The sequence below is a fragment of the Bacteroidales bacterium genome, assembly GCA_041671145.1.
GTDB lineage: Bacteria > Bacteroidota > Bacteroidia > Bacteroidales > JAHJDW01 > JAQUPB01.
In genome coordinates, this window is the sequence record JBAZBZ010000014.1 from 38,543 (window position 1) to 58,691 (window position 20,149).

Consider the following 20,149-nt stretch of genomic DNA (forward strand, 5'->3'; position numbering starts at 1 on the left):
TGCTTCAGTGTTTAGTTTATACAAAACATTATAGAATAATTAAATTAAAAATTTTATTTATTTTGTTCTTTTTCCGTATTATTTTTAGTTGTATCCGATAATTGATTGTTTAAAGAGTTAGTGAGTGCATCAGCAGAAGAATCGGCATTTTTCTGAACTTTTTTTTCATCTGTTTTTTCTTTATTACCTCCACATGAAACCACACATAACATTGACAAGATAGATAAACTTAAAATTATTTTTTTCATTAACATATTTTTTAGGTTTTTTAATAAAATTATTTATTGGAAACAAAAATATGTATATTTGAACAAATAAATAATAAAAATTTTAAAATATGATATTCGAATTACCGGAACTTCCTTTTGAAAATAATGTTTTTGAACCTATTATTTCAAGCAGAACCATTGACTTCCATTACGGAAAGCATCATAGAACGTATGTGAATAATTTAAATAAACTTATTGCAGGCACCGAATTTGAAAATTCCACGCTTGAAGAAATAATAAAAAAAGCAAACGGAGGAATATTTAATAATGGTGCACAAGTGTGGAATCACACTTTCTATTGGGAAAGTATTACATCCGATTTTGAAAAACCATCTGAAAAACTTATTGAACATATCAATAAAAATTTTGGTTCGTTTGATACATTTAAGGAAAAATTTATAAATGCAGCAACAACGTTATTTGGCTCAGGCTGGGTATGGCTTGTAAAAAGACAGGATGGCAAACTTGAAATAATTCAGGAAAGCAATGCGGGGAATCCGCTGAGAAATGGATTAACACCATTATTAACCTGCGATGTATGGGAACATGCTTATTATCTGGATTATCAAAATCGCCGCCCCGATTATGCAAATTCTTTTTTTGATATAATAAATTGGAAAGCAGTTGAAAAAAGGATTTAAACTAAAAAACCGGTTTGATGAAAACATTACATTTATGTTTTATTAACGAGTACAAAAAGTTAATATCTTGTTAAAAAAAATGTAATTGCAACCCAACGTTTGAATACTCAATAGATACAACCGAAAAATCGAAAAAATAAATCAAAAAAAAATATTATTTTGTTTGTTTTATTTAAGATTTTATATATTTGTGTCAGTTAAAAAAAAATAATAACATAAATAATTGTATAATCCTATGAGAAAAATGAATTTAAAATCATTAGCAGCTATGATTGTAGTTGCTTTAATTGTTGCAAGTTGTGGACTTGGAAAAATGGTAAAAAAGTACCCGACTGTTAAATATGAAGTTACTCCCGAAGTTCTTGAAACCAATGGAGGAAAAATTTCTGTTACAGTGAACGGCACAATTCCACCGAAATATTTCCACAAAAAAGCAATTGTTGATTTTACACCCGTAATAAAGTATGACGGCGGAGAAGTTGCTTTAAAAACTCTTACTCTTCAGGGCGAAAAAGCCAAAGGAGACGGTACTGTTATTAAATACACTGATGGCGGGTCATTCAGTTATACCGATATTGTTGCATACAAACCCGAAATGAACAAATCGGAATTAAGGGTTAATGCAAAAGCGAAATTAAAAAAAGAAGTTCCTCTGGGAGATAGAAAACTTGCCGACGGGGTGATTTATACTTCTGAAAGGATTAATGAAGATTATATATCAAATGCAGCAGACCATAAATTCCAGAAAGAAGAACTTGTAACAAATACTGCAAATTTATATTTTCCTTTCGCAGAGTCAAAAATTGACATGAAACTTCCTAATAATAAAAAGAAAGAAAATGCAGATTTATTGAATGCACTGAAAGAATTCTCAGTAAATGGATGGAAGAAAAAAGGTATAGAAATAAATGCTTGGGCTTCACCTGAAGGAGAAATAAATTTCAACCAGAATCTTTCTGCTGACAGAGCAAAAGCAGCTCAGAATATGTTGAAAAAATATATTGATGAAGAAACCAACAAAATAGCAAAAGCAAAAGATAAAAAAGCCAAACCCATTAAAGATTCTACACAATATGATGTAAAAGCCAATGGCGAGGACTGGAAAGGATTTGTTGCAGAACTTGATAAATCCACTTTTAAGGATAAAAGCGTAATTCTTAACGTTATCAATGCTCAAAATGATGTTACAAAACGTCAACAGGAAATAAACAAAATGGTTGTTGTTTATAAAGAAGTAGAAGACGATATTTTACCAGGACTTAGAAGAGCTGAAATAAAAGTTAATTCACTGAAACCATCAAGAACCGATGAACAAATAGCAGCACTTTCAACAACAAAACCCGATTCACTGAAACTTGAAGAATTGCTTTATGCAGCTACTTTAACTAATGATGCAAATATTAAACTAAAAATTTACAAATCAGCAACTACCGTTTATCCTCAAGATTGGAGAGGATACAACAATGCTGCATACATTGATATAAAATCAAATAATCTTGACGAAGCAACAACATTACTTGAAAAAGCAAACACGTTGTCACCAAATAACGGAATGGTTTTGAATAATCAGGGAGTTATCGCAGCAATGAAAAAAGATTATGATAATGCAAAAACACTTTTTGAAACTGCACAGCAGAACGGACAAAATGCAGGATATAATATTGGAATAATTAATCTTAGAAAAGGTGATTATGCAGGAGCATTAGCTTCGTTCTCCGGTATTACTTGCAACTATAATCTTGCACTTGCACAATTGCTTTCAAAAGATAATGCATCAGCTACAACTACTATTGACTGCATAAAGGAGAAAACAGCATATTCTTATTATTTAATGGCAGTAGTTGGAGCAAGAACAAATAATGTAGGTATGTTAACAGAAGGACTTACAAAAGCTGTTCAATTAGATGGCAAATATAAAGCACAAGCGAAAGACGACAGAGAATTCTTAAAATTCTTCAGCAATTCGCAATTTCAGGATGCTGTGAAATAATAAATAAATAATAAAAATTTAAAGGGTTGCTTTTTTAAAAGTAGCCCTTTATTTTTGGTTATGCTTAAGTATCTGAATTGTTCGGGTTAAAATATGGGTATATGTCTGTCTATTGCTTGTTCTAACGAAACATAAGTTTCGGTTCTTGCAACTCCCTGAATGGGTTGAATTTTATTTATTAAAATGTTTGTTAAATCGGCATTGTCTTTGCAATAAATTTTAACAAATGTAGAAAAATCACCGGTTGTGTAATGACACTCAGTAACTTCAGGAATTTTTTTCAATTCCTCAACTGCAGATTTATAAAAAGTTGGTTTTTCAAGAAAAATTCCAATAAATGCACAAGTAGTTAATCCTGCAACTATTGGATTAACTGTAAAATGTGAACCGGAAATATATCCGGCATCTTCAAGCTTCTGAACTCTTTGATGAATTGCAGCACCTGAAAGGCCACATTCTCTTGCTACTTCAAGAAAAGGCGTTCGTGCATTATTCATTAATAAGGATAAAATTTTCTTATCGGTGCTGTCAATTTGATATTTTTCACTCATACGTTTTTTAATTATAAATTAAAAATTCTACACAAATATAAATAACATTTTAACTGAAAACTAACTTTTTTTATTATAATTTTTTTAAGCTTTTCCAACACTTCCCAAAACATTTGTAATTTTATGCTTATAAAGTTCTTTTAGTTGCTCTCTAGCAGGACCAAGATATTTTCTCGGGTCAAATTCACCGGGACTGTCAACGAATACTTTGCGTATTGCTGCTGTAACAGCCAGACGACCATCGGAATCAATGTTTATTTTGCAAACCGATGAAGTTGCAGCTCTTCGGAGTTGTTCTTCGGGAATACCGACAGCATCTTTTAATTTACCCCCGTTTGCGTTAATTGTTTTCACAATATCAGCTGGTACTGATGAAGCTCCATGCAGTACAATCGGAAATCCGGGAATTCTTTTTTCAACTTCTTCAAGAATGTCGAAACGTAATGGCGGTGGTATAAGAACGCCATCGGCATTGCGTGTGCATTGTTCCGGCTTGAATTTAGTAGCTCCGTGAGATGTGCCTATGGAAATTGCAAGTGAATCAACATTTGTTTTTTTAACAAAATCTTCAACCTGTTCGGGTTGTGTGTATATTGATTTTGCTGCTTCTACATCATCTTCAATACCTGACAAAACACCAAGTTCACCTTCAACGGTTACATCATATTTATGTGCATATTCAACAACCTGTTTGGTTAATTCTACATTTTTTTCATAAGGATGATGAGAACCGTCAATCATTACAGAAGAAAAACCATATTCAATACATGATTTGCATAATTCAAAAGTATCTCCATGGTCAAGATGTAAAACTATAGGAACAGAAAATCCCAGCTCTTTCCCATATTCAACAGCTCCCTGAGCCATATATTGCAACAAAGTTTGATTTGCATATTTTCTTGCTCCGCTTGATACTTGCAAAATAACTGGAGATTTTGTTTCTACGCAAGCCATTATTATTGCCTGCAACTGTTCCATGTTATTGAAATTAAAAGCAGGAATTGCATATTTGCCTGTTATTGCTTTTTGGAACAATTCTTTTGAGTTTACAAGTCCGATTTCTTTATAATGAATCATAGTTTTAAGTTTTTTTGTAAAATTAACAATATAAATTATTTTGTAAAAAAAATAGTTTAAAAATTTTCATTTAAATTTTTCCCTGTATATGAGTTTTTACATTTTACCAAATCTTCAGGTTTACCTTCAAAAACAATATTTCCGCCATTATCGCCGCCTTCCGGTCCCAAATCTATAATCCAGTCGGCGCATTTAATAACTTCGGGATTATGCTCAATAACAATAATTGAATGACCTTGACTTAATAAAGAATTAAAAGCAATAAGCAATTTGTTGATATCGTGAAAATGCAAGCCGGTTGTGGGCTCATCAAAAATAAATAGTGTTTTATTTGCAGTATTTCTTTGTCCGATAAAATAACTAAGTTTTATTCTTTGTGCTTCACCTCCGCTCAAAGTGCTTGATGACTGCCCAAGATGAACATATCCCATGCCTATTTCAGAAAACGGTTTTAATTTTTCCACGATTTTTTTTTCAATAAAATTATTTTCTTCGCTAGCACCAAATAGTTCTATTGCCTCGTCAACAGTCATGTTGAGAATATCATTAATATCATTTCCTTTATATTTTACTTCAAGAATTTCATCTTTATATCGTTTCCCTCTACAAACATCACAGGTTAAATGTATATCAGCCATAAACTGCATTTCTATCACTACTTCGCCATCGCCACTACATTCATCACAGCGACCTCCCGGAACATTAAAGGAAAAATACCCGGGAGTATATCCGCGTAATTTCGATAATTGCTGGTTCGAAAACAAAAGCCGTATATCATCAAATACTTTTACATAAGTTACGGGATTGGAACGCGACGACCTGCCAATCGGATTCTGGTCAACAAATTCCACGTTGCTTAGATAATTTATATCTCCATCTAATTTATCATATTTTCCGGGCTTTTCGGAGTTCTTTTGATAAGCTTTACAAAGCGAAGGATATAAAATATTTTTAACGAGTGATGACTTTCCCGAGCCGCTGACACCTGTTATTACTGTCAAAACATTTAAGGGAAATTTTACATTGATATTTTTAAGATTGTTTTCTTTTGCTCCTTTAATTTCTAAATACTCCTTCCATTCACGTCGTTTTTTAGGTGTTTTTATCTGCAGTTCCTTATTCAGATATTTTGAAGTGATGCTTGTTTTATTTTTTATTAAGTCCTTATTTTCTCCCTGAAAAATAATTTCTCCACCGTTTTTGCCTGCGAACAGCCCGATATCAATTATATAATCCGCTGAACGAATAATTTTTTCGTCATGCTCAACAATAATAACAGTGTTTCCATTAGTTTGGAGTTTTCGCAGAACATTTATCAATTGCTCAGTATCTCTGCTGTGCAGCCCTATACTCGGTTCATCCAGAATATACATCGAACCCACAAGATTACTTCCGATGCAGGTTGCAAGACGCATTCTCTGAAATTCACCTCCCGATAAACTTGAAGTAAGTCGGTTTAGTGTTAAATACCCTAAACCAACTTCGTTCATATATTCCAAACGATTTGTAATTTCCAGCAAAATTCTTTTTGCCACTTTGCTGTCATGTTCATTTAATTTTAATGAATTTAAAAAAACATGACTGTCTTTTACAGGAATTGTAATAATTTCAGAAATGGATTTATTTGCTATTTTAACATAGTTAGCATCTTTTCTCAATCGTGTTCCGTGGCAGTCGGGACAATCGGTTTTTCCACGAAAACGTGAAAGCAACACGCGGTATTGAATTTTATATGTTTGTTCTTCTATATATTTGAAAAAATCATTTATTCCATGAAAATGTTCATTCCCGTTCCAAAGGATTTTTTTCTGTTTATCGGTAAGTTCATAATATGGTTTATGAATGGGAAAGTTGAATTTGTAAGCATTCATAACGAGTAAATCTTTAAACTCGCTTAATTTTTCACCTTTCCAGCAAGCAACAGCATCTTCAAAAATTGAAAGCGATTTATTCGGGATAACGAGGTCTTCATCAATTCCCATGACCTTTCCGAATCCCTCACAGGTTTTACAGGCACCAAAAGGATTATTGAAACTAAAAAAATCAGGTGTAGGTTCTTCAAAAGAAATTCCATCGAGTTCAAATTTATTTGAGAAAAAATATTCTTTAGCAATTTCTTTTTCATCAACGACTTCAACCATGCAGCTTCCTTCGCCTTCGTAAAAAGCCGTTTGAAGTGAATCGGCAATTCTGCTTCTATCTTGAGCAATATCATGCTTTATTGCAATTCTGTCAATTATTATAAAGCCATTCTTTTTTTCAAACGAATGATTATAATTTTCAATAAGAGTATTTATTGAAAAAGAATCATTGTCAAATCGTATCTTTGAAAATCCTTGTTGATAAAGAATTTGCAACTGTTGTTTCAAAGTTCTGTTTTCTTTAATAATTAAAGGGGAATAAATAAAAACTTTAAAATTTCCGTTTAAAGAAATAATAAATTCAGTAACATCATCCACCGAATGTCGCTTCACTTGTTGTTCCGAAACGGGTGAATATGTTTTTCCTATTCTTGCGAATAAAAGTTTAAGGTATTCATATATTTCAGTTGTTGTACCGACAGTTGCTCTCGGATTTTTTGTATTTGATTTTTGTTCTATTGCAATTGCCGGCGAAATGCCTTTTATAAAATCAACATCGGGTTTATCCATTCTCCAAACAAACTGTCGTGCATAAGAAGACAAGCTTTCAACATAGCGTCTTTGACCTTCGGCAAAAATTGTATCGAAAGCAAGCGATGATTTTCCCGAACCCGATAAGCCAGTGATGACAATAAGTTTATTACGCGGAATGATAACATCTACATTTTTGAGATTGTGTACTCTTGCTCCCTTTACAAAAATAAATTTTTTTGTATCAATATTCTCTGAAATCTGCATCAATGTTTAATAATAAAAACAACAATTTAACAATTTTATTTCAGTAAAAGTTAAGTTCTAAGCCGTTTGTAGAATATTCGTAAAATATAATTAGAGTCAGCAAGAAAACACCTGTTTTTGAAAATCAGCTTTTGCCCCAACCCTAAAGGGTGGCTGATTTTCAATGGCTTCCCTTTAGGGATTAAGGGTAAAAAGCCATTGAAAATCATAATTCGGCGGTTTTCTTGCAGCCACTAATTATGAATATTGCGAAATTAATAAAAATAAATTTGGAAATTATCTTTTTTCACTCTATATTTGTAAATTGAAATACTATAATTTCATATAGATTTATACTAACCTTAAAAATTTAGGAGGAGCGATTATCGAGTAAATATATACCCTTTTTTTATTTTTTTCTAATAAAGGAGGTTTATATGATACGTGTTGAATTAAGCGACCAGGAACTCGTTAATCAGTACATAGCCGGAAGTGAATCAGCTTTTGAAATTCTTTTAAAACGCCACAAAAGAAAAATATTTACTTACATTAAAATTCAGGTAAAAAGTAAAGCATTGGCTGAAGATATTTTTCAGGATACTTTTTACAAAGTGATAATAACACTTCGTTCGGGTAATTACAATGAAGAGGGCAAGTTTCTGCAATGGGTGATGAGAATTGCCCATAATATTATTGTTGATTATTTCAGAAAAGAAAATCGTATGCGGTTCATTGAAAATTCCGATGAATATGATATTTTTTCATTTCTTAAAATTTATGATGAAAATATTGAAGAGAAGCTCTGCAAAGAACAAATACATAATGATGTCAGAAAATTAGTTGCTCGCTTACCCGAAGACCAAAAAGAAGTTCTTGTAATGCGTCATTATGCCGATATGGACTTTAAAGAAATAGCAACAAAGACAGGTGTGAGCATAAATACCGCACTCGGCAGAATGAGATATGCCCTGATAAATTTAAGGAAAATGATTGAAGAAAAGAAAGTTATATTGTCAGTTTAGATTTCTGTTTTCCGAAAATAATTAAAAAATAAATTACTACCAATACAACGCCAATTCCTGAGAATACAAATGTATATGCGGGGGTGAATTTAAACCATATAAATCCAGCCAAACTACTCGCTATTAAAGTTGCAATACTCGAAAAACTTGAATAAAAACCAATTGCCGTAGCTGTTTCCGATGGAGCAGAAATATTTGAAATAAGTGCTTTCGACATTCCTTCTGTTGCACTTGCATAAATACCATATATACCGAATAAAATGCCAAGCATTAAATAACCACTTGCAAAACTTATTGATAAATAAACGAACGCAAATAATATCAACCCGATTATTATTATGGTTTTCAATCCTATTTTATCAGCCAAAATTCCTATAGGGTATGAAAATAAAGCATATACAAGGTTGTAAAATATATAAAATCCTATCATTGTTGTGTCTGACATGCCTTTATTTTTCAAAACCAACAATAAAAAGACATCAGAACTATTGAAAAGTGTAAATGCTAAAAGTCCTATTAATAGCTGCTTATAGCCGACAGATGATTTTTCCCAATATTTAAAATAACCAAAAAAAGAAATTTTATTTTTATTTTCAAGCGGATTATTTTTTTTATCTTTTAATAGCAGCGAAAGAATTATTGAAATTATTCCCGGAACAATTGCCAGAATAAAAATTGTTTTATACTTGTTAGGATAAAAATAAAGAAAAACTAAAGCTAATATAGGACCAATAGCTGCACCAATCGTATCCATTCCTCTGTGAAAGCCAAAAACCTTTCCTTTGTTTTAGGAGTTGTTTCGTCGGATAATAAAGCGTCGCGTGCACTTGTGCGTATTCCCTTGCCGAATCTGTCCATTGTTCTTGCCGTGAAAATCCATAACGGAAATGTAAAAATTGCAAGCATTGGCTTTGAAATTGCGCTAAGAATATAACCAATTTTAACAAATGGTGCTCTTTTTCCGATTGAATCGGAAAGATTACCGAAATATCCTTTGCTTAATCCGGCTGTTGCTTCTGCTACACCTTCAAGTATACCAATTAAAAAAACAGAAAAGCCAATTGATTTAAGATAAACAGGCATTACCGGATACAGCATTTCGCTTGCTATATCAGTAAATAAACTGATAAATGAAACAAGTAAAATTGCGCGGGTGATTATTTTTGTTTTCATTTTAAAAATTTTCTCACAAAGACTCGAGGCGCAAAGTTTTCATTAATTTAATTTTATTAAAATGCCACAGATTCAGAATATTAAATTACTCTGTGAATCTGTGGCAAATTTTATAAATTCTACAATCTATTTTATTTATTTATTCTCACTTAATTGGTCGGAAGTGCTTGAAGCAACGGCTGTTTTTTCTATTCGTAATTTATTTCCGCCTTCAACTTCAATAGTGAAAGTTGTTTCCTGTACTTCAACTATTCTTCCGTGAATACCGCCGATTGTTATTACTTTATCTCCTTTTTTCAATAATTCTCTGAATTTTTTCTGCTCTTTAGTTCTTTTTATTTGCGGTCTAATCATGAAAAAATAAAAAACAGCAATAATTAAAACGAGCGTAATCATTGGAGCATAAGGATTTCCACCGCTTTTCTGGGGTGTCATTAAGATTATTTCAAGGTTTGTCATAAATAATTTTTTTAAATGGTTAAAAAATAAATTTACTATTCAGGTACAATAACATTACAAATTATTTTTAATACAGTAGTATTTGGTTGAGTATTGGCAACTATGGAAACTGTTTTATTTTGTATTCCCTGTTTGCCTTCACTGTTGAAAGTAACTTTTATCTTATCTTCTTTGCCTGGAGCTATTGCTCCTTTAGGAAATTCGGGAACAGTGCATCCACAACTTCCATTTGCTTCGGTAATTACCAAATCAACTTTTCCAGTGTTTTTGAATTTGAATTCATGTGTAACTTTTTCACCTCTTGTTACATTTCCGAAATTGAAAAAATCTTCTTCAAATTCAAATTTTGCAAATTCTCCTTTTTTATGGTCAGTAGCGCTTGCAGGGTTATTTACAAGGTCTGTAGAAATTTTTTCCGAAGTTTTTTGTTTGCATGAAACTATTGATACCAAAATAAGAATTGACAATGTTGATATAAATTTTTTCATTTTTTTCATTAATTTAATTAAGGCAAAAGTAAAAAAAAATTCTTCAATCAATCAATCCTCTTCCTGATTTTTTTATCAATCCCTGCTCTTTTAAATCTGCTGTAAGCTTGTCAAGAATTCCGTTTATAAAATCTTTACTCTTACGGGTACTGTATATTTTTGAAATTTCAATATATTCATTAAGTGTAACTTTTACCGGTATCGTGGGAAAATCCGTTAGTTCATTAATTGCCATGTTCATTAAAATAATATCAATAAGTGCAATCCTGTCAATTTCCCAGTTTGCTGCACGAGCTGCAATTATTTTTTCATTTTTATCTTTATTCTCAATTGACTTTTTAAACAAATCAACTACGAGTTTTGTGTCTTCGGGTTCATCTTTATATAAAGGCAGTATGAAATTGTTTTCTTCTTTATTTTCATTCAGGTTTAATAAAAATTTTGTTATGATTGCATTTACAAGATAAATATCATTTCCCCAGAATAAATTTTTATCTTCAAAATAAGAAATCAAACTTTCCTGTTCTGTAATGATATCCTGATAAGCATTAGCAATAAAATCTTTATCTTCCAAAAAGGTTTTGCATTTATTCAATTGTGCAGATGCTTCCGCATTATTTTTTATCGCTGTTATAATTTTTTTTATTAATTCTTTTTCTTCCTGCCAGTTTATATTTTTTTCTTTTACCACAGTGGCAAGTCTTTCGTTTTCTGTGATAATTGTCAATACTTTATTCGATAAAAATTTATTATAAAAAATTAAATCATTTTTATTAGGATGGAATTTGTTTTTTTCATCATCTTCGAACCGGATGAGGCAACTATGTAGTTCTTTAAAAAGCGATAAAAGATTAATGTAAAGGTCAAATATTTGTTCAATGCTTTTGAGCAATTCGTGTTTAGCTTTTTCCGAATCGTTGCTTTTCGATTGAAAAAAAGCATACAATGCAAGAAATACCTTTATTCTTAAATACCTTCGGTTTAACATTTAAACAACTAAGCAAATTTCTGCAAAAATAGATTATATTTATTAAAATCAAAGAAAGAATATTTATAGTTTCAGATTTTTTTGTTTACAGATAGCCAATAGTCATTGAGTCAATAGTCATTAGTTAAAAAATAAATTTTCTGATTTTTTTCGCAACCTGCAATTCATACATCATAATTTGAACATCAGCATGCCGAAGCAGTGTTTTTTTATTATATTCCTTGTTTTTTAAAAATATGTTTTACTTTCCATCCGTAAAAGGCAAGGTAGGCAAAACAAGCCACTCCAACCATATAGCTCCATTGTATTCCAAGTAAATTATCGGAAGCTAAATATCCTTGGAGCAAACTGATAAATCCACCTCCCATAATCATCATTATTAAAAAACTTGAGCCCTCGCTTGTGTGTTTTCCGAGTCCCGAAATTGCTAATGTAAAAATACAAGGCCAAAGAGTACTGCAAAACAATCCAACGCTAATGAATGCAAAAACACTAACCATTCCGCTTGACAATATTCCGATTAATAATGCCGCAATACCAATAAGAGAAAAAAGTAAAAGTTGTTTTGCGGGATTTCCTTTGCTTAAAATATCGGCAACTATTAAAAAAATAATTACAAAAGCATAAATATAAAACGGAGTAATGTCGTGATTTGCGATTTTATTTACAATCAGAAAAACTGCAAACGCAACGTATGGCATCAGAAACCCTAAAATTCTTTTCGTTCCCATTTTAAAATCAAAAGCTCCAACGGATGAAGTCCAACGACCAATCATTAAACTCGCCCAAAAAAGCGAAACGAAAGGAGCAATTCTATCGTTTGTTAAATGTATATGCTGACGCATAAATTCAGGCAAATTGCCTGCTGTTGAAACTTCAACTCCAACATAAACAAATATGGCGAGCATTCCCAAAACAAGCTGCGGATATTTCAATGCGCTTTTTCTTTCGGCAACAACAGGAATATTGCTTTGAGCGTCATCTGTAACAGAATGTATTTTATTCGGAATATTTGAAAATTTAAAAATCAATGCGAAAACAAGAAATGCTGCACCAAGAATAAGATATGGAATTTTTACACTTTCCATATTTGCTACAGAAATGCTTCCGACTTTGAAGCTTCCGAAAATTGCAAAGCTCACCAATAGTGGACCAATTGTAGTTCCCAAATTATTTATTCCTCCTGCCATGCTTAATCTTTGTGAACCTTTTTCGGGAGCACCCATTATAATTGTCAAAGGATTGGCAGCAGTTTGCTGCAAAGAAAATCCCAAACCAACAATAAATAATCCTGTAATCATTAAGAGGAAAGATGATGTTTGAGCAGCTGGATAAAACAACCATGTTCCTATGGCAGAAATGACAAGTCCGAGAGCAATTCCATTTTTATAACCCATTCGGTTTAAAATGTCTCCACCCGAAAATTTTGAAATAAAATAATAAATTAACGAACCAACAGTATAAGCAACATAAAAAGCAAATGAAATCATTTGTGCCTGCCATTGCTCTAATTTCAAATGTTCTTTAAATACAGGAATTAAAATATCATTGCTTGCTGCAACAAATCCCCAGAAAAAGAAAATGCTTATAATTGTTGCAAATGCTGAAGTATTGTTTTGTGATTGTTTGATTTGCATTTTTTCCTGAAATAGCTAATTGGCTTGTGAAAATGGATTTTATTTTCAGCAAAGATAACAAAATTTGAACTTTATGAATTTTACCAACTTATAATTTCAAAGATATTTTTATTAATAATTAAACTTCAACTATCTTTGCAAAGTCAAACGAAAAGATAAATTTTTCTGGAACAAGAAATATCAGATAGCATAAAAACCCTTGATGAAAAAACCTTTGAACTGCTTTTCAGGAGCAATTTTAAAGGATTATGTTTTTTTGCTGTTACTTATGTTAAGGATTACGAAACCGCAAAGGAGCTTGTTCAGGATTCGTTTATTACGCTTTGGGAAAAAAGAGATACAATAGATTTGTCGAAACCGGTTAAAACATACCTTACCACAACCATCCGCAACCGCTGTTTAAATTACCTGAGAGATAACAAAAAATTTAATAAAGAAATATTGAATATAGAAAGCATTCATATTGAAGCCGAGCAAGCCGATAACAAACTCGGTGAAAAAGAATTAAAAAATAAGATAAATGATGCTATAAGTGAACTTCCCGAAAAATGCAGAGAAGTGTTTATTTTAAGCCGTTATGAAAATTTGAAATACCAGCAAATTGCCGATACATTGCAGATTTCAATTAAAACCGTTGAAACACAAATGTCTAAAGCATTGCAGCACATGAGAGAGCGGCTTGCAGAGTATATAAATGCTTTGTTAATAATTATATCGGAAATTTTGTTTATGAATAAATTTTAACTTTTTTTTAAACTTCATAAGGGTATGAATAATTTTATGTGTATTATAGTCGAAAAACAGAAATAAAAAATGGAAAACAACCAGACATATTATACAGATTTGTTAGCAAAGTACTTCTCCGGTGAAGCAAACACCGAAGAAATGCTTCTGCTTTCCGACTGGTTGAATTCCGATGTTAATAATAAAAAAACATTTGAGGAATATCAGAAAACATGGTTTGCTATTGAAAAGAATAAAATCGAAACAAAGCTTGATGTAGAAGATGAATGGCTAAAAGTTAAATCCAAAATAAGCAAGGAAACAAAAGAAGAAACTCCTGTTTACCGCCTTGCACCTGTTGAAGCACAGAGCAAGAACATTTTCGTGAAAGTTTTGAGAATAGCAGCTGTAATTTTGCTGCTCTGTGTTTCAACTTATTTTATTTACAATTATCTTAACAAACCTAAATACGAAACACTCATTGCACAGGTTGAAACCATAAAAAACAAATTACCCGATGGCAGTGAAATAACACTGAATGCAAATTCCACTATTGAATATCCTAAAAAATTCGCAGGAAATAAAAGAGTTATAAAACTTAAAGGTGAAGCATACTTTAATGTTACACATGACAAAACAAAACCTTTTATTGTTTCAACAGATGATATAAATATTGAAGTTTTGGGAACATCATTTTATGTAAATACTAACGGTGCAAACGGCAAGGTTGAAGTAGTTCTTACCGAAGGCAGAGTAGCAATTTATTACAAAAATAATATTTCTGAAAAAATAATTCTTGCATCAGGCGAGAAAGCCGAAATTTCAAAAACAGAGGAAACAATAACGAAATCGGTGAACAATGATGAAAATTATATGGCATTTAAAACAAAGAAAATTATTTTTAATAATACATCTTTAAAAGAACTTGTAAAGACCTTAAATAAAGTTTATCATTCCGATATTATAATTAAAAACAATAAGCTATCAGATTGTACGGTAAATGTTTCATTCGATAACCAATCTCTGGAGTCGGTTTTAAATGTTCTTAAATCAACGCTTGATATAAAAATAAAAACCAACGGTTCCAAAATTGAAATCAACGGCAACGGTTGCAAATAACCAAAATTTATGCTGGCATTGAAGTCCCTAAAAATTGAGTATGGTTTTTTTAGTGTGCATCTAAGAACTGAATTTTCAGATGTTTTTGCCCCAACCCTAAAGGGTGAAACATCTGAAAATTTGCCTCCCTTTAGGGTTTGGGATAAAGCAAATTTTCAGATATTCAAGGTATTCTTTATATTCTTTTTTTTATTATTCTCTTTTAATTTTTCTTTTTCGCAGAATATTGAAAATAAAATAACAATTAAAGAAAAAGATAAAACACTCGGTGAAATTATAAATGAAATAAGCGATTTGGGTAAGGTAAATTTTTCGTACAGTCCATCGCTACTACCTCTCGATAAAAAAATAACTATAAAAGCAAAAAACAAAACTATAAAAGAGATTTGCGATGAAATTTTCACAAAGAATGGAATTGACTACATAGTTGTGGAAAAACAAATAGTTCTGAAGCCACATAAAAAAGAAGATATTCAAAACAAAGAGGAAAAACAAGTCCCAAAAGAAAAACCTAAATACACAATAAGCGGATATGTAAAAGATAAAACCACCGGCGAAATTCTGATTGGCGCAACAGTTTACATAAAAGGAACAACTACCGGAAATAATACAAATGCTTATGGATTTTATTCATTGACTTTGCCTGAAGGCAATTATAAACTTGCGACTTCATTTATCGGTTATAAAAATATTGTACAGGATTTGGAGTTGAAATCAAATCAGAAAATTTCGATGGATATGGAAGTTGAAAAAATTGAAATTAAAGCTGTTGAAATAAAAGTAGAAGAGAAACCTGAAGAAGTGATAAGAGAAAATCAGTTTGGCAATATGAAATTATCTCCGAGAACAATCACGAAAATGCCCGGTTTTGTTGGCGAGGTTGATATAATAAAGTCGTTGCAGGCAGTTCCCGGAATTAAATCTTATGGCGATGGTTCTTCACTTTTTTATGTTCGCGGGGGAAACAGTGACCAGAATTATATTTTACTTGATGAAGCTCCTATTTACAATCCTTCACATTTATTCGGATTCTTTTCTGCTTTTGCCCCCGATGCAATAAAAGACATTGAAGCATACAAAGGCGATTTTCCCGCAAACTACGGCGGAAGATTATCTTCTGTTATTGACATTAAATCGAAAGACGGAAACATGAAGAAACTTTGTTTCGGCGGAAGTATAGGATTATTTACTTCAAATCTTTCATTTGAAGGACCTTTTAAAAAAGATAAAAGCTCTTTTTATATTTCATTAAGGCGCTCAAATCTTGAATGGCTTATAATTCCATTAACAAAAACCACTAATAATTTAAAATTCGGATTTTCAGATTTTAATACAAAACTTAATTTCAGGATTAATGATAACAACCGCCTTTTTTTCACTATTTATGGAGGCAAAGACGAATATAGCATGATAGGTACATCTAAAATAAATACCAATGGAATAAGTTGGACTAATTTTTTATTTACAACACGATGGAATCATATTTTTAGTAATAAGCTTTTTTCAAATACAACATTATATACAAGTAATTATAATTATTATTTATACATTTCCAGAGGACTTAAAGATTACTGGAATTCGTCAATAGGAAATTTCAATATTAAAACCGATTTTACTTATTACCCTAATCCCAAAAACACAATTAAAACCGGAATAGATTTCGGAACTCATATTTCAAATCCCGGTAATATGAGCTTGTCTGATAAAGCCATTCAAGAACAAATACCGACTGTTCCAAAATACAATTCGCATGAACTTGATTTTTATTTAAGCAACGACCATAAAATAAATGAAAAAATTTCAATACGATATGGCTTTAGAATTCCTACATGGAAGGATTTTGGAGAAACAACCGTATATCATTATAATGTAAATTATGAGGTTATGGATACGCAGAAAGTTGATAGTAAAACCGTATATTCAACTTTTGTCAGCTTTGAACCAAGAATAAATATTACATATTCCATAAATAAAAGTTCATCATTAAAAGCCGACTACAGCAGAACAACACAATTCATACAATTATTATCAAATTCAATAAGTCCGTTTACATCACTTGAAGTGTGGGCTCCAAGCGGACCAACTATAAAACCACAGAAAGCAGACCAATTCTCCGTTGGTTACTTTCAAGGGCTTTTAAAATCAAAACTTGTATTTTCGGTAGAACCATTTTACAAAATATTCTATAATCAGATTGATTATAAAGACCACGCCAATATGCTTTTCAATCCATTGCTCGAAGGAGAACTACGATTCGGAAAAGCTTGGTCGTATGGAACGGAATTTATGTTCAGAAAGATGGAAGGTAAATTCAGCGGCTGGATTGGATATACCTATTCGCGAACATTTAAGCAAATTAAAGGAATAAACAATAATGAAAAATATCCGGCTTCTTATGACAGACCTCATGATGTTTGCATAAATTTATCTTACAATGTCAAACACTGGATATTTTCGGCAGGATGGATATATGCTACCGGCGGTGCCATAACAACTCCAACAGGTTTCTATTATTATAACGGATACAATGTTCCTGTTTATGACTCAAAAAATAATGCTCGCCTTCCCGATTATCACAGATGGGATATTTCCATAACATACAATATAAACAAACCGGAAAGAAAATATCAACACAGTTTTGTTTTCACATTGTATAACGCTTATGGCAGAGCAAATCCTTTTTCAGTAAACTTTAATAAAATAATGACAGATAACGGTAAGTTTGTTTTACCAACAAACCTTAACGGTGATTATAAAATTATCCCGACAACTATTTCTGTGGCGGGAGTTATTCCATCAATATCATATAATTTTAAATTTTAAAAAATAGAAATATGAGGTAAGAAGCATGAAAAATTTTGCATCTATTTTAAGGTTTATGAAAAAATATTATAAAAAATGAAAAAAATATTTTACATAATTATTTTATTGTTCTTGTTTAGTTGTGAAAAAAAAACCGATTGGCAATTAAAAGAAAAACACACCGATTTGATTGTTGTTGACGGCATAATTACAGATGAACAAAAATCGCATGAAATAAAAATCACTCACTCTGTTTCTGAATTGAATAAAACACCTCAACCGGTTGCGGGTGCAAGTGTAATTATAAGTAGCGAAGATTCTGTTTGGAATTTAACCGAACAACCCGCAAATTCGGGAATTTATAAAACAGCTAATATTTTCAAAGCACAATTGGAAAAGCATTATACTTTATTGATAAATTACAACAGCAAAATTTATACGGCAAAAACATATATGGTAAGTGGCAGTGGTTTTGTACCTTTAGTATATGCAAAAAATGGTGACAGTAAATTTTATCATATCGAAAAAGTTTGTAGTCCCTATAATCCCAACCAGCCGGCTATGTGGGAATTATCATTAGATTGGTCAAATGTGCCTGAGTATAAAGATTCTGTTCCCGAAAAATGTAAAGCAAAACTTATGTATTATACTTTGCCTACAATAGATGTAAGTGAAGTGTTTTCGCCTGATAAGGGAAAAATAGCATTTCCTGCCGGCACCAAAATCATTGAAAGACGATATTCCTTAACACCCGAACATGTTGAATTTTTAAGAGCTTTACTATCGGAAACAACATGGAGTGGTGGATTATTCGATTCCGCACATTCAAATGTACCAACGAACTTAAGTGAAGGCGCCACAGGATTTTTCGCTGCATGTGCTGTTACTTCCGTGTCAATTACTGTACTGCCTTGAAAATAAATTAAGTATAAAACTGAATTTTCTTTTTTAAAACCGCAAAGGCACAAAATCGCAAAGTCGCAAATGAAATGTTTATTTCAAAACTTTGCGATTTTGTGCCTTTGCGGTAAAATATTTTTTAGTTTGTTCAGGGTGTATTTTGTTTTATGTGTATTATTAATGAACAAAAACAAAATTATAAACCTTAAAAACCAAAAACCATGAAAACAATAAAAGAAAAAATCTACTGGATAATTTACGTAATGTTCATGATTTGCATAATTCTTCCAACATTTTTAAAATAATATTTAAAAAATATAATAAGCTCATCAGGGTAAAATAAATTTGAAGTGTATTATTATCGAAAAGCAATAAAAATAAGAAATAAAATAAATTATAAACCTTAAAAAAATCAAAACCATGAAAACAAAAGAATTAAAAAAATTAGCAATTATTCTGGTAGCTGTGATAGGGATCGGCATAACCGGATGTAAGAAAGATGAAAAACAAACCAACACTGATTCAATGCAACAACTTTCAAGCGACCAAAACTCAGTTCAGGGTGCTTCCGATGAAGGACTGAATGATGCTAATGGTGTGTTGGAACAAGGAGCAGCATCAAGGGGATACAAGTTACCATGTAATGTTACATTAGATACTGTTATTATTACCGGAGATACTGTTAAATATACTTTAACATATAATGGTTTAAACTGTCTGCAAAATGTTAACAGGTCTGGTGTTGTTATTGTTAAAAAGAAATTAAGTGATTTATGGAAAACTGCCGGAACAAAAGTTTATGTACAGTTTATTAATTTTAAAATAACAAAACATGCAAGAACTGTAACTGTAAACGGAATAAAAGTTTTTGAAAATGTAAGTGGCGGCTTTGTATTCAATTTAGGTGATGGAACAACTACATCTGTTACACACAGAGTTTCAGGTTATCTTAATGCAACTTTCGAAGACGGTACAGCAAGAACATGGAATATAGCAAGACAATTAACTTACACCGGTAATGCAAGCACTCAGCAATTAGTATTAACTGCCGATGGTTTTGGCTCAGCTGACGGATATTCAAATCTTGAAACATGGGGTACTACAAGAAAAGGAGATGCTTTCTATTCACAAATATTAACTCCGGTTTCAATAAAACAGGAATGTGCATGGGATGCAGCATCAGGTGCATTATCAATATCAATACCAGCCGAAACTATAAAAGCAACAATCACATGTGGGTTTGATAAAAATGATAAACCAATAACCAATGGTGACTGTCCTGCAAAATTCAAACTTGATTGGGAAAAACAAGGCAAATCAGGTACAATATTTTGCTGGCTGTAAATAATAAATTATCAAAAAAGGACTGGCTTTATTCAAGCCAGTCCTTTTTTCGTTTTGTACAACAATTTCATTTTATTTCGTGCAGGTTTAATAATATCAACAAGTTAA

General features: G+C 31.6%; 18 protein-coding genes. 8 read left to right on the forward strand and 10 right to left on the reverse strand.

The window, feature by feature from the left end:
* Positions 1 to 53: 53 nt before the first annotated feature.
* Positions 54 to 248: a hypothetical protein gene (locus WC223_06670; GenBank protein MFA6923921.1), complete on the reverse strand. Its 195-nt coding sequence runs from the start codon at positions 246 to 248 to the stop codon at positions 54 to 56.
* Positions 249 to 337: 89 nt separating this feature from the next.
* Here WC223_06670 and WC223_06675 point away from each other — a divergent pair, with 89 nt between their 5' ends.
* Together WC223_06675 and WC223_06680 are read left to right on the forward strand one after the other, a co-directional pair.
* Complete coding sequence (locus tag WC223_06675; protein MFA6923922.1) at positions 338 to 910, forward strand: superoxide dismutase; 573 nt, start codon at positions 338 to 340, stop codon at positions 908 to 910.
* A gap of 235 nt (positions 911 to 1,145) precedes the next feature.
* On the forward strand, positions 1,146 to 2,900 hold the full coding sequence (locus WC223_06680; GenBank protein MFA6923923.1) for a hypothetical protein: 1,755 nt from the start codon (positions 1,146 to 1,148) through the stop codon (positions 2,898 to 2,900).
* Between the two features lie 86 nt (positions 2,901 to 2,986).
* Here the strand turns inward: WC223_06680 and WC223_06685 are convergent, their stop codons facing one another.
* From WC223_06685 to uvrA, 3 genes are all read right to left on the reverse strand, one after another.
* Positions 2,987 to 3,451 (reverse strand): Lrp/AsnC ligand binding domain-containing protein, encoded by a 465-nt coding sequence (locus tag WC223_06685; GenBank protein ID MFA6923924.1) that lies wholly within the window; start codon positions 3,449 to 3,451, stop codon positions 2,987 to 2,989.
* Between the two features lie 84 nt (positions 3,452 to 3,535).
* A complete protein-coding gene (locus WC223_06690) occupies positions 3,536 to 4,528 on the reverse strand; it encodes a class II fructose-bisphosphate aldolase (protein MFA6923925.1) in 993 nt (330 codons plus the stop codon).
* Between the two features lie 56 nt (positions 4,529 to 4,584).
* Positions 4,585 to 7,407, reverse strand: a complete 2,823-nt coding sequence (gene uvrA, locus WC223_06695) for an excinuclease ABC subunit UvrA (GenBank protein MFA6923926.1) — start codon at positions 7,405 to 7,407, stop codon at positions 4,585 to 4,587.
* A gap of 416 nt (positions 7,408 to 7,823) precedes the next feature.
* Between uvrA and WC223_06700 the strand changes: the two genes are divergently transcribed.
* Positions 7,824 to 8,408: a sigma-70 family RNA polymerase sigma factor gene (locus WC223_06700; protein MFA6923927.1), complete on the forward strand. Its 585-nt coding sequence runs from the start codon at positions 7,824 to 7,826 to the stop codon at positions 8,406 to 8,408.
* On the opposite strand, the gene WC223_06705 is transcribed toward WC223_06700, so the two are convergent.
* From WC223_06705 to WC223_06730, 6 genes are all read right to left on the reverse strand, one after another.
* Positions 8,392 to 9,162 carry an MFS transporter gene (locus WC223_06705; GenBank protein ID MFA6923928.1) on the reverse strand — a complete coding sequence of 257 codons (771 nt, stop codon included), beginning with the start codon at positions 9,160 to 9,162 and terminating at the stop codon, positions 8,392 to 8,394. The genes WC223_06700 and WC223_06705 overlap by 17 nt on opposite strands.
* Positions 9,126 to 9,581, reverse strand: a complete 456-nt coding sequence (locus WC223_06710; GenBank protein ID MFA6923929.1) for an MFS transporter — start codon at positions 9,579 to 9,581, stop codon at positions 9,126 to 9,128. The genes WC223_06705 and WC223_06710 overlap by 37 nt, the downstream gene beginning before the upstream one ends.
* Positions 9,582 to 9,716: 135 nt before the next feature.
* Positions 9,717 to 10,040 (reverse strand): preprotein translocase subunit YajC, encoded by a 324-nt coding sequence (gene yajC / locus WC223_06715; protein MFA6923930.1) that lies wholly within the window; start codon positions 10,038 to 10,040, stop codon positions 9,717 to 9,719.
* A gap of 35 nt (positions 10,041 to 10,075) precedes the next feature.
* On the reverse strand, positions 10,076 to 10,528 hold the full coding sequence (locus tag WC223_06720; GenBank protein ID MFA6923931.1) for a DUF1573 domain-containing protein: 453 nt from the start codon (positions 10,526 to 10,528) through the stop codon (positions 10,076 to 10,078).
* Between the two features lie 43 nt (positions 10,529 to 10,571).
* On the reverse strand, positions 10,572 to 11,516 hold the full coding sequence (locus WC223_06725) for a transcription antitermination protein NusB (GenBank protein ID MFA6923932.1): 945 nt from the start codon (positions 11,514 to 11,516) through the stop codon (positions 10,572 to 10,574).
* A gap of 212 nt (positions 11,517 to 11,728) precedes the next feature.
* Complete coding sequence (locus tag WC223_06730; GenBank protein MFA6923933.1) at positions 11,729 to 13,153, reverse strand: MFS transporter; 1,425 nt, start codon at positions 13,151 to 13,153, stop codon at positions 11,729 to 11,731.
* A gap of 219 nt (positions 13,154 to 13,372) precedes the next feature.
* On the opposite strand from WC223_06730, the gene WC223_06735 reads away from it, so the two are divergent.
* From WC223_06735 to WC223_06755, 5 genes are all read left to right on the forward strand, one after another.
* A complete protein-coding gene (locus tag WC223_06735) occupies positions 13,373 to 13,897 on the forward strand; it encodes an RNA polymerase sigma-70 factor (GenBank protein MFA6923934.1) in 525 nt (174 codons plus the stop codon).
* Between the two features lie 69 nt (positions 13,898 to 13,966).
* On the forward strand, positions 13,967 to 14,995 hold the full coding sequence (locus WC223_06740) for a FecR domain-containing protein (protein ID MFA6923935.1): 1,029 nt from the start codon (positions 13,967 to 13,969) through the stop codon (positions 14,993 to 14,995).
* 9 nt (positions 14,996 to 15,004) lie between these two features.
* Entirely contained in the window at positions 15,005 to 17,818 is a 2,814-nt protein-coding gene (locus WC223_06745) for a TonB-dependent receptor (GenBank protein MFA6923936.1), read from the forward strand.
* A 75-nt stretch (positions 17,819 to 17,893) separates the two neighbouring features.
* Complete coding sequence (locus WC223_06750) at positions 17,894 to 18,712, forward strand: DUF4249 family protein (protein ID MFA6923937.1); 819 nt, start codon at positions 17,894 to 17,896, stop codon at positions 18,710 to 18,712.
* Positions 18,713 to 19,117: 405 nt separating this feature from the next.
* A complete protein-coding gene (locus WC223_06755; GenBank protein MFA6923938.1) occupies positions 19,118 to 20,041 on the forward strand; it encodes a hypothetical protein in 924 nt (307 codons plus the stop codon).
* Positions 20,042 to 20,149: the final 108 nt, after the last annotated feature.